Source organism: Rhodanobacter sp. FW104-R8, from assembly GCF_001617365.1.
Lineage (GTDB): Bacteria > Pseudomonadota > Gammaproteobacteria > Xanthomonadales > Rhodanobacteraceae > Rhodanobacter.
Window position 1 is genome coordinate 14,108 of sequence record NZ_LVJR01000011.1, and the last position, 13,525, is coordinate 27,632.

At 70.4% G+C, this 13,525-nt stretch carries 16 protein-coding genes; 9 read left to right on the forward strand and 7 right to left on the reverse strand.

What is annotated here, in order from left to right:
* Positions 1-257: 257 nt before the first annotated feature.
* Entirely contained in the window at positions 258-1,235 is a 978-nt protein-coding gene (locus RHOFW104R8_RS02505) for a sigma 54-interacting transcriptional regulator (RefSeq protein ID WP_235604273.1), read from the reverse strand.
* A 519-nt stretch (positions 1,236-1,754) separates the two neighbouring features.
* On the opposite strand from RHOFW104R8_RS02505, the gene RHOFW104R8_RS02510 reads away from it, so the two are divergent.
* The 3 genes from RHOFW104R8_RS02510 to RHOFW104R8_RS02520 all read left to right on the forward strand — a co-directional run bounded on the left by RHOFW104R8_RS02510 (position 1,755) and on the right by RHOFW104R8_RS02520 (position 4,989).
* On the forward strand, positions 1,755-2,531 hold the full coding sequence (locus tag RHOFW104R8_RS02510) for a ferredoxin--NADP reductase (RefSeq protein WP_068097186.1): 777 nt from the start codon (positions 1,755-1,757) through the stop codon (positions 2,529-2,531).
* Between the two features lie 138 nt (positions 2,532-2,669).
* Positions 2,670-3,152, forward strand: a complete 483-nt coding sequence (locus RHOFW104R8_RS02515) for a DUF456 domain-containing protein (protein WP_068097183.1) — start codon at positions 2,670-2,672, stop codon at positions 3,150-3,152.
* Between the two features lie 64 nt (positions 3,153-3,216).
* Positions 3,217-4,989 (forward strand): DUF885 domain-containing protein, encoded by a 1,773-nt coding sequence (locus RHOFW104R8_RS02520; protein ID WP_068097180.1) that lies wholly within the window; start codon positions 3,217-3,219, stop codon positions 4,987-4,989.
* A 3-nt stretch (positions 4,990-4,992) separates the two neighbouring features.
* On the opposite strand, the gene RHOFW104R8_RS02525 is transcribed toward RHOFW104R8_RS02520, so the two are convergent.
* The 3 genes from RHOFW104R8_RS02525 to RHOFW104R8_RS02535 all read right to left on the reverse strand — a co-directional run bounded on the left by RHOFW104R8_RS02525 (position 4,993) and on the right by RHOFW104R8_RS02535 (position 6,507).
* Positions 4,993-5,319 carry a TfoX/Sxy family protein gene (locus tag RHOFW104R8_RS02525; RefSeq protein WP_235604283.1) on the reverse strand — a complete coding sequence of 109 codons (327 nt, stop codon included), beginning with the start codon at positions 5,317-5,319 and terminating at the stop codon, positions 4,993-4,995.
* Between the two features lie 2 nt (positions 5,320-5,321).
* Complete coding sequence (locus tag RHOFW104R8_RS02530) at positions 5,322-5,987, reverse strand: hemolysin III family protein (protein ID WP_068097175.1); 666 nt, start codon at positions 5,985-5,987, stop codon at positions 5,322-5,324.
* Between the two features lie 91 nt (positions 5,988-6,078).
* Positions 6,079-6,507: a hypothetical protein gene (locus RHOFW104R8_RS02535; protein WP_068097172.1), complete on the reverse strand. Its 429-nt coding sequence runs from the start codon at positions 6,505-6,507 to the stop codon at positions 6,079-6,081.
* Positions 6,508-6,875: 368 nt separating this feature from the next.
* Between RHOFW104R8_RS02535 and RHOFW104R8_RS02540 the strand changes: the two genes are divergently transcribed.
* The 4 genes from RHOFW104R8_RS02540 to cls all read left to right on the forward strand — a co-directional run bounded on the left by RHOFW104R8_RS02540 (position 6,876) and on the right by cls (position 11,092).
* Positions 6,876-7,544: an energy transducer TonB gene (locus RHOFW104R8_RS02540; RefSeq protein WP_068097169.1), complete on the forward strand. Its 669-nt coding sequence runs from the start codon at positions 6,876-6,878 to the stop codon at positions 7,542-7,544.
* Positions 7,545-7,713: 169 nt separating this feature from the next.
* The gene (locus tag RHOFW104R8_RS02545; protein WP_068097168.1) at positions 7,714-8,292 is read left to right on the forward strand and encodes a cysteine dioxygenase family protein; all 579 of its coding nucleotides are present in this window, start codon (positions 7,714-7,716) and stop codon (positions 8,290-8,292) included.
* A gap of 31 nt (positions 8,293-8,323) precedes the next feature.
* On the forward strand, positions 8,324-9,691 hold the full coding sequence (locus tag RHOFW104R8_RS02550; protein ID WP_068097163.1) for an FAD/NAD(P)-binding protein: 1,368 nt from the start codon (positions 8,324-8,326) through the stop codon (positions 9,689-9,691).
* A gap of 30 nt (positions 9,692-9,721) precedes the next feature.
* Positions 9,722-11,092: a cardiolipin synthase gene (cls, locus tag RHOFW104R8_RS02555; RefSeq protein ID WP_068097160.1), complete on the forward strand. Its 1,371-nt coding sequence runs from the start codon at positions 9,722-9,724 to the stop codon at positions 11,090-11,092.
* 102 nt (positions 11,093-11,194) lie between these two features.
* Here cls and RHOFW104R8_RS02560 read toward each other — a convergent pair whose 3' ends face one another.
* Positions 11,195-11,581, reverse strand: a complete 387-nt coding sequence (locus RHOFW104R8_RS02560) for a hypothetical protein (RefSeq protein WP_068097157.1) — start codon at positions 11,579-11,581, stop codon at positions 11,195-11,197.
* Between the two features lie 106 nt (positions 11,582-11,687).
* Between RHOFW104R8_RS02560 and pncA the strand changes: the two genes are divergently transcribed.
* Positions 11,688-12,341, forward strand: coding sequence for a bifunctional nicotinamidase/pyrazinamidase (gene pncA / locus RHOFW104R8_RS02565; protein WP_068097154.1), 654 nt, complete (start codon positions 11,688-11,690; stop codon positions 12,339-12,341).
* Positions 12,342-12,344: 3 nt separating this feature from the next.
* Here the strand turns inward: pncA and RHOFW104R8_RS02570 are convergent, their stop codons facing one another.
* Positions 12,345-12,533 (reverse strand): CPXCG motif-containing cysteine-rich protein, encoded by a 189-nt coding sequence (locus RHOFW104R8_RS02570; RefSeq protein ID WP_063089491.1) that lies wholly within the window; start codon positions 12,531-12,533, stop codon positions 12,345-12,347.
* Between the two features lie 83 nt (positions 12,534-12,616).
* A complete protein-coding gene (locus tag RHOFW104R8_RS02575; RefSeq protein ID WP_068097152.1) occupies positions 12,617-13,075 on the reverse strand; it encodes a putative toxin-antitoxin system toxin component, PIN family in 459 nt (152 codons plus the stop codon).
* A 65-nt stretch (positions 13,076-13,140) separates the two neighbouring features.
* Between RHOFW104R8_RS02575 and RHOFW104R8_RS02580 the strand changes: the two genes are divergently transcribed.
* Positions 13,141-13,395 carry a hypothetical protein gene (locus RHOFW104R8_RS02580; RefSeq protein ID WP_068097149.1) on the forward strand — a complete coding sequence of 85 codons (255 nt, stop codon included), beginning with the start codon at positions 13,141-13,143 and terminating at the stop codon, positions 13,393-13,395.
* The last annotated feature ends 130 nt before the right edge of the window (positions 13,396-13,525 follow it).

Consider the following 13,525-nt stretch of genomic DNA (forward strand, 5'->3'; position numbering starts at 1 on the left):
ACCGTCGATTTCCAGGACATCGGTACCGACTCTGGGGCAGCCGATCGACAAGGCGCTGGCAACCGGCCTTCCGAACCCCAGTGGCGGGACGCTGTTCCGCACACGTGCGGGGGGATCGAGGCAACATGCATGCCATCGCGAAAAGGCGATCGAATGGGCCGCCACAAGGACCCTTGGCAGCCTGGCTCGAAATCACCGGGTCAGCGATGACCCGTTTCGTCGGCGCGGTGGGAGGGTTTGTACCCGGAGCCGTGGAATCAGTGTGGCCGGAACTGCTTGGTCTCGATGCCGTGCTTCAGCAGCAGCTTGCCGAGCTGGCGGCGCTCGGTGCCGGACAGGCGGGCGGCGGCACTGATGTTGCCGCAGGCCTGCTGCATCAGCCGGGTGAGATAGTCGTGCTCGAACTTGCGGATGGCATGCAGCTTGGCCGCGCTGAAACCGAGATCCGGCTCGCTGGCGCGGCGCCGCGCCAGCGACTCGGTGCCGGCGAACGCCGGCTCCGCCGCCACCAGCTCGGCGAAGCCGATGATGCCGCCTTCGGTGCCCAGGTAGGCGCGCAGCGCGACATTCTCCAGCTCGCGCACGTTGCCAGGCCACGCATACGCCAGCAGCGCCTGCAAGGCGTCTTCGCCCCACCGCCTGGCCGGCCCCCGCAGCCGCGCGGCGATGGCATCGACGAAATGCCCGGCGAGCAGGGCCACGTCGTCATCGCGCTCACGCAACGGCGGCAGCCGCAGATACAAGGCATTGAGCCGGTAATGCAGGTCGCGGCGGAAGCGGCCGGCCGCCACCTGGCGCTCCAGGCTGGCGTTGGTGGCGGCGATGATGCGCGCGTCCGACACCCGCGCCGCGCCGCCGCCCACCGGGCGGTACTCGTTGTCCTGCAGGAAGCGCAGCAGGGTCACCTGGCCCTTGTCCGAGAGCGTGTCGACCTCGTCGAGGAACAGCGTGCCGCCGCGCGCATGGTCGACCAGCCCGGGCTGGGCGGCCTTGGCGTCGGTGAAGGCGCCGCGGCCGTGCCCGAACAGCTCGTTCTCGATCAGGCTGTCGGGAATCGCGCCGCAGTTGACCGGAACGAACGGGTGGTCGCGGCGCGCACTGGCGTAGTGGATCTCCCGTGCCGCCAGTTCCTTGCCGGTACCGGTCTCACCCTCGATAAGCACCTGCACGTCGCAGCCGGCGTAGCGCTGCAATTGCACGCGCACCGCCTGGACCGCCTTGGATTGGCCGAGCATGACCGGCATCATCCGTCCCCGAAGCCACCAGCAAGAACCACCGCACGCCAGCCATCGGCGCGCTGCGAAATCCCCCTGGTGCCCATCGCGATCCGGCCCTCGCGCACTGGATCATCGGCGACGATGGAGTATGCGCAGTTTCAGCGCTGCAGTCCAAGTCTGTTCTTGCTGTCGTCCCCGGCCGCTGTCGATGTAGTACCAGAACGATCACCGGCGTAGTACAGCGCCTTGTTTGCCCCCAGGAACGGTTGCCGGTCACAGAACCGGCACTTCGTCGCGCCGCCCCCACGATGGCTGATGGCGCGGCAAGATGGCACAGATCGCCTCGCGATCGCGCCTGGACACGGGCGCGTTCGCGGCCGCTCGCGTATCCTAGGCAACCGTCGCCGCGTTCCTCCCGGCGCTCGCAAGGCACCGCGGCATGGCCGCTCTCCCCGCGAGTCTCCATCTCCGGCCTGCCGGATGGCCCGGCGTGCGACTCCCCGGCACCGATACTGCAACAACGCGAGACGACCGACCATGGTGGCAATGGCAACCGAGCACGTGATCGACGTGCGGCATTGGAACGACAGCCTGTTCTCCTTCCGCACCACGCGCGACCCCGGCTTCCGCTTCGACAGCGGCCAGTTCGTGATGATTGGCCTGGAGCAGGAGGGCCGCCCGTTGATGCGTGCCTACTCCATCGCCAGCGCCAGCTGGGAGGAGCACCTGGAGTTCTTCTCGATCAAGGTGCCCAACGGCCCGCTGACCTCGCGCCTGCAGCACCTCAAGCCCGGCGACCCGCTGATCGTCACGCGCAAGCCCACCGGCACCCTGGTGCTGACCGACCTCAAGCCCGGCAGGCACCTGTACCTGCTCGGCACCGGCACCGGGCTGGCCCCGTTCATGAGCATCATCCGCGACCCGGACACCTACGAGCGCTTCGACCGGATCGTGCTGGCCCATGGCGTGCGCCGGGTCGACGACCTGGCTTACGCCGACTACCTGGAAAACCAGCTGCCGCAGCACGATTACCTGGGTGAGCTGGTACGCGAGAAGCTGATCTACTACCCCACCGTGACGCGCGAGCCGTTCAAGAACCACGGCCGCATCACCGACGCGATCGTCGACGGCGCGATGGGCAAGGTCACCGGCCTGCCGCCGCTGAACCCGGACACCGACCGCGTGATGCTGTGCGGCAGCCCGGCGATGCTGGACGACCTGTGCGCCCTGCTCGACGGCCGCGGCTTCCACGCTTCGCCGCGCACGCGCGAGCCGGGCGACTACGTGGTCGAGCGGGCGTTCGTGGAGCGATAGGCGAGAGCGAGGAGTGAGAAGTAAGGAGTGAGAAGTGAGAGAAAAGCCGCGCGCTGTGCTTTCTCTCGCTTCTCACTCCTCTCCACTCACTTCTGTTCCCATGCTCCAATGCCGTGACCCCGCCACGGAATCCGCCCGATGGATATCGCGCTCTACATCCTCGCTGCGCTGCTGATCGTCGGCGGCCTGGCCGGCGCCGTGCTGCCGACCCTGCCCGGCATCCCGATGCTGTTCGGCGGCATCTGGCTGGCCGCGGCGGTGGACGACTACCGGCACCTGGGCCTGTGGTGGCTGCTGGCCATCGGCGCGCTGGGCACGCTCGGGGTGATCGTCGACTTCGTCGCCAGTACGCTCGGCGCCAGGCGCGTCGGCGCCAGCAAGCGGGCCCTGTGGGGCGCCGGGATGGGCACCTTTGTAGGCATGTTCTTCGGCATCCCCGGCCTGCTGTTCGGGCCGTTCCTCGGTGCGCTGGCCGGCGAGCTGGCCTCCGGCACCAGCGTGCTGCGCTCGGCCCATGTCGGCATCGGCACCTGGCTCGGCCTGCTGTTCGGCACCCTGGTGAAACTGGTCCTTTCGTTCGTGATGGTCGGCCTGTTCGGGCTGGCGATGCTGTTCGGCTGAGCTTCCGGCACATGCCTCCGGGACGCGCCACGGCCTAGGCTTGGGCTTCCCCAGGGAGAACACCATGTCCAGACGCCTCGCCCTCGCCTTCGCCGCCCTGCTGGCGGCGACCGGTTCGCTGCATGCCCAGGCCGCACCGCCGGCATGGATCGCGCGCAGCAATGCCGACTCGCAGATCCTGCTCGAGCAGATCGCCCGCTTCCGCCCGGAGTTCGCCTCGCAGGTGGGCGTGTCCGGCTACGACGACAAGGTCGCCGACCTCCAGCCCGGCGTGGACGAGCGCTCGCGCGCCGCGCTGGTCGCGGCGAAAGCGAAACTCCAGGGCCTGCTGGCCAACGAACGGGACGCCAACGTGCGGCAGGACCTGCAGATCCTGATCAAGGCCGCCGCCGAACAGATCGAGGGCATCGACCTCGACCGCAAGTACCTGTTGCCGTATACCGACGTCGGCGCACTGGTGTTCGGCGGCGAATTCAGCCTGCTGAAGGACGGCGTGCCCGCCGCGCGCCACCCCTCGGCGCTGAAGCGGCTGCAGTGCTACGTGGGCAAGGCGCCCGGCTGCACGCCGATCGCCGAGCTGGCGAAGGCGCAGACCATCGCCCGGCTCGGCGACAAGGCGCTGCTCGGCCCGTACCAGGGCGAAGTGGAGCAGAAGCTGTCCAACACCTCGCGCTACGTGGACGGCATCCGCCAGCTGTTCGCCAAGTACCGGCTGGACGACGCCGCGGGCAAGGCCGCGCTGGACGCGCTGGATGCGCAGCTGAAGGCGTACGACGGCTGGGTGCGCAGCACCGTGCTGCCGCGCGCCCGCAGCGACTTCCGCCTGCCCGAGCCGCTGTACGCCTACAACCTGCGCCGGGTCGGCATCGACATCCCGCCGCAGCAACTGCTGGAGCAGGCGCAGCTGGAGTTCGTCGAGCTGCGCGGCATGATGCAGGTGCTGGCGCCGGTGGTGGCGAAGGCCGAAGGCATCGACGCCACCGACTACCGCGACGTGCTGAAGGCGCTGAAGCGGCAGCAGCTGGGCAAGGACCAGGTGACGCCGTGGTACCACGATGTGCTCGGCCACATCGAGGACACCATCCGCCGCGAACGCATCGTCACCCTGCCGCAGCGCAAGATGCAGATGCGCCTTGCCTCGGAAGCCGAATCCGCGGCGCAGCCGGCGCCGCACATGGATCCGCCGCCGTTCATCAACAACCACGGCGAGCAGGGCACCTTCGTGCTGACCATGGGCAACCCGGCAGCGAACGGCGACAAGACCCAGGCCTACGACGACTTCACCTTCAAGGCGGCGGCGTGGACGCTCACCGCGCACGAGGGCCGGCCCGGCCATGAGCTGCAGTTCGCGGCGATGGTCGAGCGCGGCGTGTCGCTGGCGCGCAGCCTGTTTGCGTTCAACAGCGTCAACGTGGAAGGCTGGGCGCTGTACGCCGAGTCCGAGATGCTGCCCTACGAGCCGCCGGCCGGCCAGTTCGCCGCACTGCAGGCGCGCCTGCTGCGTGCCGCGCGCGCGTGGCTCGATCCCATGCTCAACCTGGGCCTGATCACGCCCGAGCGCGCGCACCAGGTGCTGGTCCACGACGTCGGCCTGTCCGAGGCGATGGCGCGGCAGGAGATCGGCCGCTACACGTTCCGCTCACCCGGCCAGGCCACCGCGTATTTCTACGGCTACCTGCGCCTGCAGCAGCTGCGCCTGCAGACCGAGCTGGCGCTGGGCCCGAAGTTCGACCGCATGGCCTTCAACGATTTCGTGATCGGCCAGGGCCTGCTGCCGCCGGAACAACTGGCCGAGGCGGTGCGCACGCAGTTCGTGCCGGCCCGGCAGAAACCGTGACCCTCAGCGCCGCGCGCTCTTCGCCAGCCAGCCGGCAAGCCGCGCGGTGTCGCGGCTGAGCGCGGCGGGCAGCACGATGTAGTGCCGGCTCGGCGCCGCACCGGGCTTGGCGACCAGTCGCGCGGTGCCTTCGATCCGCAACAGCGCCGGCTGATCGGCCGGCGCCAGTTTCAAGGCCAGCCCGCCGGGGGTCAGCCACGCGCACGGCTTTTCATCGAGGTACGCCATCAGCCCGCCGAACATCGGCTGGAAGCGCAACTCGTGCGGCCGGCCCAGGTGGGTGGCCGCATCCTCCAGTTCGCGGCGCAGGGCGGCGAGGCTCGGCGGCATGCTCACGCCGGGTCGGGAATCACGTACAGCAGCACGGCGAGGAAGTGCAGCACGCTGCCGGCCAGCACGAACACGTGCCACAGCGCGTGGTGGTACGGCAGCCGCCGCCACAGGTAGAACGGCACGCCCAGCGTATAGGCCAACCCGCCGGCGAGCAGCAGCACGGTGCCGCCGGTCTGCAGATGCTCGCTGAGCGGCTTGAACGCGACCATGCCGATCCAGCCCATGCCCACGTACAGCAGCACCGCCAGCTTGCGGTAGCGCCCGAGCAGGCCCAGCTCCAGCGCGCTGCCGGCCAGCGCCAGCGCCCACACCGCCACGAACAGGCTCCAGCCCCACGCGCCCGGCAAGGCCACCAGGGTGAACGGGGTGTAGGTGCCGGCGATCAGCACGTAGATCGCGATGTGGTCGAGCGCGCGCAGCGCCGGCTTGGCGGCCGCCACGGGAATCGAGTGGTACAGCGTGGAGGCGGTGTACAGCAGCACCAGCGAGGTGCCGAACACCGCGCAGGCCACCACGGTCAGCGCGCTGCCGTGCAGCGCGGCGAACGCCACCAGCGTCGCCAGCCCGGCGATGCTGAGCGCGATGCCGAGGCCGTGCACGATGCTGCTGGCCAGCTCGTCGCCGAAGCTGTAGCGGGGAATCGCCGCAACGGATGGGGCGGGCATGGCATGGCTCCCGGGCCTGGTTCCCGCCTACCTTAGCGGGCGCACCGGCGCTTGCATACACGACGCACGGCCGCGCCGGCACGCCGTCACGTCATTCGATGATGAATGCGCCGAACGCCACGCCCAGGTTCCAGCCCTCGCCCTTGCCGCTGAGCGCCAGCGAGACGCTGCCCTTGGTCAGCACCTGCGCCGCGGCCGACTTCTCCGCACCGGCGTGCGCCTCGGCATTCGCGTAATGGCCCAGCACGTCGCGCACGTCGCTGACGCCGCTGAACTTGCCGACGCCATCGGTGATCCTGGTCTTGCCGAAGGTCAGCCCGCCGCCCTTGGCGCGCAGCTTCACGTTCAGGCTCTGGCCGTTGCTGCAATGGACCGTGCCGCTGCCGCTGGCGGTCTTGTAGAACACCGACCAGCCGGAAAGCTGGAAATCCATCCTGCAGGAAATGTCGGCAGCCCGCGCCGGCGTGCCGGCCAGCCATGCCGCACACGCGAGCGTCGCCACGCCCGCCCCTCTGACCATGTTCATCGCCGTTCCCCGCCTGCCGTCCCGGCCCGCCGCCGGGAGCCGATTGTTGCAGGGCCGATGCGCCGGCGGCGAGCGCAGCGCGTGAAAACGGCTTTCACGCTGCATCCACGTCGGACGGCCGGGTGCATGGCAATACTGAAAGTGCGTGGGTGCAACCATTCCCCCCTGCACCCGCATTCCACCCCGCCCCGGCGGGGTTCTTTTTTGCCGGCCTCGCGGATGCGCCATCCGCAATATGGCCGTCCAGCCGTCTACTTGCGCCCCTGCTCTGGGCGGGCATACGCTGCAGTCGCGGCGACACGATCCCCCTGCCCGTGCAGCGTGAGCGCCGCGACAACCCCAACGATGTCAGGAGGTCGCCCATGTCGTCCGCCAGCCTGGCCGTATTCCGTCGCACCCACCCCGACCGTGCCCGCATCGCCGCCATCAGCGTCGCGGTCGCCCTCAATCTCGCTGTGATCCTGGTCGCCTCGCGACCCACTGCGCCGACGCCGTTGCGGCTGCCGCAGTCGCTGGTTCCGGCGCAGCTGGTCCGTTTCATCGATCCGCCGCCGCCGATACCCCCGCCACCGATCGAAATGCTGCCGCGTCCGCATCCGCCGGCGGCGCCGGTCGTCGTCCACCCACGGCCGCTGCCGGTCACCACGCCGGCCGTCGTGCCCAGTGACGAAGGCAGGCTCGCTGCGCCACCGGTCGGCACACCCACCCTGCAGCCCGCCGGCGACGCGGCCGGCAGCGCGACCGGAACAACGCCGGTCGAGGCTACCCTCGCCTACCGTTCGGCACCGCTGCACTTCCCCACCCGCGCCCTGCAGCAGCGCATGCAGGGCACCGTGATGCTGCGGGTGCTGGTGGACGAGAACGGCAAACCGGTGCAGGTGCTGGTGGAACATGGCAGCGGCTACCTCCTGCTCGATCGCAGCGCGGTCGAGCAGGTGCTGGCCGGCTGGCTGTTCCAGCCTGCGGTGGTGGACGGCCGGGCCGTGCGTGCCTGGGCGCGGGTGCCGGTGGCGTTCAGCCTGCGCGAATGACGATCCAGGCGCAGGGACCCGGCCGGCGATACCAACCGGGCCTTTCCGCCATGGCGGAAACCACGCCTTCGCCGGCCTGTGCGGGGGCCTGCCCGGCAGCCCTCGGCTTACGTGTCTTTAACGATACGCATGCTCCACTGGCGCCCACTCACCCTGCCGGGTTTCAAGCATGGGCAAGCACAAGAACATCCTGAATTCCCTGCGCACGATCGCGCTGGAGCACACCACCGCGCAGCCGGACCTCGCCTTGATGGCGCGCGAACTGGGACGCGTGGTGCATCAGGATGCGTTGGCGCTGGCCACCCGGCTGACCTCGTTGCGCACCCGCCAGCATGGCTTCGAACGCTGGCTGCTGGCCGAGCGCGGCAAGCCGCCGGTCAGCGTGCTGGTGCTGGCGTGGCCGCCGAACCACGTCACCCCGGTACACGACCATGCCGGGTTGTGGGGTCTGGAAATGACCCTGGTAGGTGCGCTGGAGGTGCATTCGTACCTCCGCGACGCCGCCACCGGCGACCTGCGCCTGCGTGGCCGCGACTGGCTCGGCCCCGGCGACGGCACCTGGTTCGAGGGCGACCGCCACCACGCGCACCGCTGCCGCAACCTGTCGCGGCACGAGACGGCGCTGTCGCTCCACGTCTACGGCGGCAACCTGGCCGAGTACTTCGCCTACGAGCGGGCCGAGCCCACCGGGCAATGGAGCGCGCCGCAGCCACGACGCAGCGCCATTGCCGGCCGCCTGCACGGCTGATCCGCACGACACCAGACGCACAGGGAATCCCATGTATCGACGGGTCGCCATCATCGGCGGCGGTGCCGCCGCCGCCACCCTGCTCAGCGAATTGCTGGAGCGTGCATCGCCGCAGCCGCTGCACCTGGACTGGTTCACCGGCGGCGGCACCCCTGCGCGCGGGGTGGCCTACGGCACCGCTTCGGACCGCCATCTGCTGAACGTGCGCGCGGCCTCGATGAGCATGTTCGCCGGCAGGCCGCGCGGCTTCCTGGACTTCGTGCAGCGCGACGACCCCGCCATCGCCGGCACCGACTTCCTGCCGCGCCGCCGCTACGGCGACTACCTGGAGGCCGAGGTGGCGCGCGCACTGCAACAGGGCAAGCTGCACGGGCACGACGTCAACATCGTCCCGTTCGCGGTCGATGCGCTGGTGCCCGAGCCGGGCGGCGTCACCGTGATCCATGGCGAGGAAAGCCACCGGGCGGATGCGGCCGTGCTGGCGCTGGGCGCGCTGCCGCCGCAGCCGCTGGCCGCGGTCGGCGCTGCCGCGCTGGCCAGCGGCCGCTACGAGGTCGATCCATGGCGCCTGCTGGCCCGGCTCGACGAGCGGCAACCGCCGCCGCGCCGGGTGGTGATCATCGGCCTGGGACTGACCGCGGTCGACGTGGTGCTGGAACTGTCCGCATGCTGGCCGCAGGCCGAATTCGTCGCGGTTTCGCGCCACGGCCTGCTGCCCGAGGCGCACCTGCACGCTGCCGGCACGCCTGCCGGCGACGGCGCCGAACTGGTCGAGGCGATGCGCGACGCGCCGGAGATCCGCCGCTGGATGCACCTGCTGCGCGAGACGATCGCGCAGGAAGGCACCGAATGGCGCCCCGTCATCGACAGCCTGCGGCCGCACCTGCCCGGCCTGTGGGCCGAGCTGGCGGCGGAGCAGCGCGCGCGCTTCATGCGCCACGCGCGCTGGGCATGGGAACGCGTGCGCCACCGCATGCCGCCGCAGGTGCGCGAAACCATCGCCGCGCTGGAGCAGGAGGGCCGGCTGCAACGCCGGCGCGGGCGCGTGCACGCGGTGGGCGTCGCCGGCGACGCGCTGCAACTGAGCGTGAGCCATGCCGGCGCGACCCGGCTGCTTGACGCCGACCTGGTGATCCAGACCGTGGGCCTGGATACCGACGTGCGCCGCAGCAACCACCGGCTGGTCAGCCAGCTGCTCACCAACGCGCACATCGTGCCCGATCCGCTCGGCCTCGGCGTGACGGCGAGCGCGGACGGTCGCCTGCAGCACGACGGCCAGCACTGGCCCCACCTGTTCGCCATCGGCAGCCTGTTGCGCGGCACGCTGTGGGAATCCACCGCGATGCCGGAGATTTGCCAGCAGGCGCGCAACCTCGCCGACCGGCTGCTGGGCGACTGAGCGCCCGGCCGTGATATCCGGTTACCCGCGATGATCGCCGCCTGCATCGTCCTGCTGCACCTGCTGGGCATGCTCGCGGCGATGCATGCGGTGATGCACACGCGCACGCCGCAAGGCGCGATCGGCTGGACCCTGGGCCTGCTGCTGCTGCCGTACGTCACCCTGCTGCCGTACCTCTACCTCGGTTCCAGCCGCTTCCGCGGCTATCGGATCAGGCATCTGCAACCGCACCCCGCGGCCACGGGCGTCGCGCCGTCGGCCGACCCGGCCTGCGCCCGCTACGCGTCGATCAGCGCGCTGCAGGGCCGGCCGTTCCGCAGCGGCCACCGCTTGCGCCTGCTGATCGACGGCGCCGCGGCCTTCGACGCCATGCTGGCGGCGATGGCCGCGGCCGAACATTGCCTGCTGGTGCAGTTCTTCATCATCCACGACGACGCGCTGGGCCGGCGCCTGCAGCAGGTGCTGCTGGATCGCGCCGCGGCCGGCGTGCACGTATACGTGCTGTTCGACGGCATCGGCAGCCACGCCCTGCCGCAGCGCTACATCGATGAACTGCGCGGCGGCGGCGTGGCGATCCACCGTTTCGCCACCCATCGCTGGCGCAACCGCCTGCAGCTGAACTTCCGCAACCACCGCAAGATCGTGGTGGTGGACGGCGCGCGCGGCTTCGTCGGCGGGCTCAACGTGGGCGACGAATACCTGGGCCTGAAACCGCCGCTGGCGCCGTGGCGCGACACCCAGCTGGAACTGCGCGGGCCGGCGGTGGCCGACCTGCAGCAGTTGTTCGCCGAGGACTGGCGATGGATCACCGGCGCATCGCCGCCGCTGCCGCCCGCGCCGCCCGCCGATGGCGACGCCAGTGCGCTGGTGGTGGCCAGCGGCCCGGCCGATCCGCAGGAAACCGGCTCGCTGTTCTTCACCGCCGCGATCAACGCGGCGCGCCAGCGCGTGTGGCTGAGCACGCCGTACTTCGTGCCCGACCATGCGGTGCGCGCGGCGCTGCAGCTGGCGGTGCTGCGCGGGGTGGACGTGCGCATCCTGATCCCCTCGCGACCCGACCACCGCACCGTGTTCCTCGCCTCCACCCTGCACGCCTACACCGCCGTGCGCGCCGGCATCCGGGTGTTCCGCTACCAGCCCGGCTTCCTGCACCAGAAGGCGCTGCTGGTCGACCGCGACACCGCCGCGATCGGCAGCCTGAACCTGGACAGCCGCTCGTTCCGGCTCAACTTCGAGGTCGCCGCCCTCGCCGTCGACCACGCCTTCGCCGCCGAAGTCGCAGCGATGCTCAGCGCGGACTTCGAGCGCGCGAAGGCCATCGACGAGCGCGAATACCGCGACACGCCCTACCTCGGCCGGGTGGCGATGCACGTGGCACGATTGTTCGACCCGCTGCTGTAACCCGCCGGCCCGGAGTATCCGCCATGCGCCGGGTCGCCCGGCTGCCTAGCCTGATGGCCGCGAGCGTGACCGGGCACGCTGGCGAACCGGCGCGCTGGACGCCTACCCGCGTCCGCCGAAGCGCCGGCGCCAGTCGCCGCTGCACAGCGCCCAGCCCAGGTAGATGCCCAGCGCGGCGCCCAGCAGTTCGCACAGTGCGCGCAGGCCGATGTGGTCCGGGTCGTGCACCTCGGCCAGCTTCACCTTCAGCAGCTGCAGCGACTGCAGCTGCCCATAATTGAAATAGAACAGGTTCCACAGGTCGCCGCTGGCGGTCAGCGCGGTCGCCAGCAGGAACGACCAGCCGATCTGCGGCCCCCAGCCCCAGCCGTTGCGCCGGCCCAGCCAGTGGAAAACGAAAAACAGCAGCAGTCCTGCCACCGCGGCGATCAGGCCGGCCTGAATCCCGCCGACGATCCCGTAACCCATCCATGACTGGTCGTACTGCATCGCGCACCCCTGGACCGTGTTGCCACTGCATCGCGCATTATGGAGCATCGCCGCGGAGGGCGCGCCGCGCGCTAGACTTCGCCGGAACATCCGCGCAAGCCAGCCCATGAACCAGCCACTCTCGCCGCGCAGCGCACTGATCCTGGTCGACGTGCAGCCGGATTTCATGCCCGGCGGCACGCTGGCCTGCCACCAGGGCGACGCGATCGTGCCGAGCATCGACGCACTGTTGCGCCAGCGCCGCTTCCGCCACGTGGTGGCCACCCAGGACTGGCACCCGCGCGGGCACGTCTCGTTCGCCGGCTCGCATCCCGGCCGCGCGCCGTTCGAACAGATCACCCTGTACGGCCAGCCGCAGACGCTGTGGCCGGAGCATTGCGTGCAGGGCACGCCCGGCGCCGCACTGCACCCGGGCATCGACTGGTCGCCACTCGACGCAGTGATCCGCAAGGGCAGCGACCCCGGTGTGGATTCCTACAGCGGCTTCCGCGAAAACCACGGCCCGCACGGCAGCCGCCCCAGCACCGGCCTGGCCGGCTGGCTGCGCGAGCGCGGCGTGGACGAGGTGTTCGTGTGCGGGCTGGCGCGCGACGTATGCGTGCTGTGGACCGCGCAGGACGCGCAAGACCTCGGCTTCCGCGCCAGCGTGTTGTGGGACTTGAGCCGCCCGGTGGCGCCGGCCGGCGACGAGGCCACGCGCGCCACGCTGCAGGCACAAGGCATCGGCATCGTCACGTCGGCGGAGCTGGCGGCCGCCTGAGCTTCAGGCGTCGTTCTCGCCGGATGCACGCACCTGCGGCTCGCCGTCCGCATCGATCTCCACGCTGAGCGTGATCGGGCGGCAGCACACCTGGCAGTCCTCGATGTACTGCTGGCTGGGCACCGAGGCGTCGACCAGGATCTCGATCGGCTCGCCGCAATACGGGCAGTCGATGATGTGTGACGTGAGCACGGGTGCGTCTCGACAGGCGGGCACCCAAGTACACCACGGCGGCGTACCGGCGGCGATGCGACGCCGGGAGCCTGTTCAGGCTCTTACCCCTTGCGCAGCGACCACGCCTGCGGCAGGCCGATCCAGAACAGCGCATCGCGCGCGCAACGCGGGGCCAGCTTCAGCAGTTCGTTGTCCTTGCTGACCAGCCAGCGCGCGCCCGATGCCTGCGCCAGTTCCAGGAACTTCTGGTCGTCCGGGTCGGCGCAACGCGGCAACGGCGCATCGGCCGGTGCCGTGGCCAGTTCGTCCGGCAGGCAGCGCACCAGCGCATCGAACGCCGCCTCGATCGCCGGGCGGGCGGCGTCGGTAACCGGCAGCTGCGGATAGTGCAGCACGCGCAGCCATTCGGCGCGGCAATCGGCGCGCGTCACCGCCTCGATCGTGCCATCCTGCATCGCCACATGCAGCGCCGCGGACTGCGGCTCACGGAACACGAACAGGTCCAGGCACACATTGGTGTCCAGCACGATGCGCGGCGGCGGCAGGTGGTCGGCGGTCATCGCGCCATGATGAGGCAAGCGCGGCGCGCTATACACTGCACACTTTCCGACCGGAGCCGTCGCCCATGGCCGAGCGCGAGTTCAACGACTACCTTGCCCGCTCCGGCGCCACGCTGGAAGGCTCGCGCTACGCGGCGTGGCTGGCGGTCACCCCGCGCCGCCACGGCTTCCCGGTGTACTACGCGATCTGCGAAAACCGCAGCTTCCGCGACAAGGGCATCGCCGAGGCCGCCGCCGCCAAGGCGCTGGCCGACATGCTGGGCCTGGAAGCGGACGGCACGCCGATCTTCCCCGAGGGCTACACCGGCTTCGACGACTAGGAGCCTGGGCGGTAGAAATTTCCGAGGCGAAAATTCGACTGCGCGAGGACAGCTTTTCGACGCTTCGCCGGCCCATAGCGGTTCTATGGGCCAAGAAGTGGCGGAAAGATGGACCGCGCAGTCGGATTTG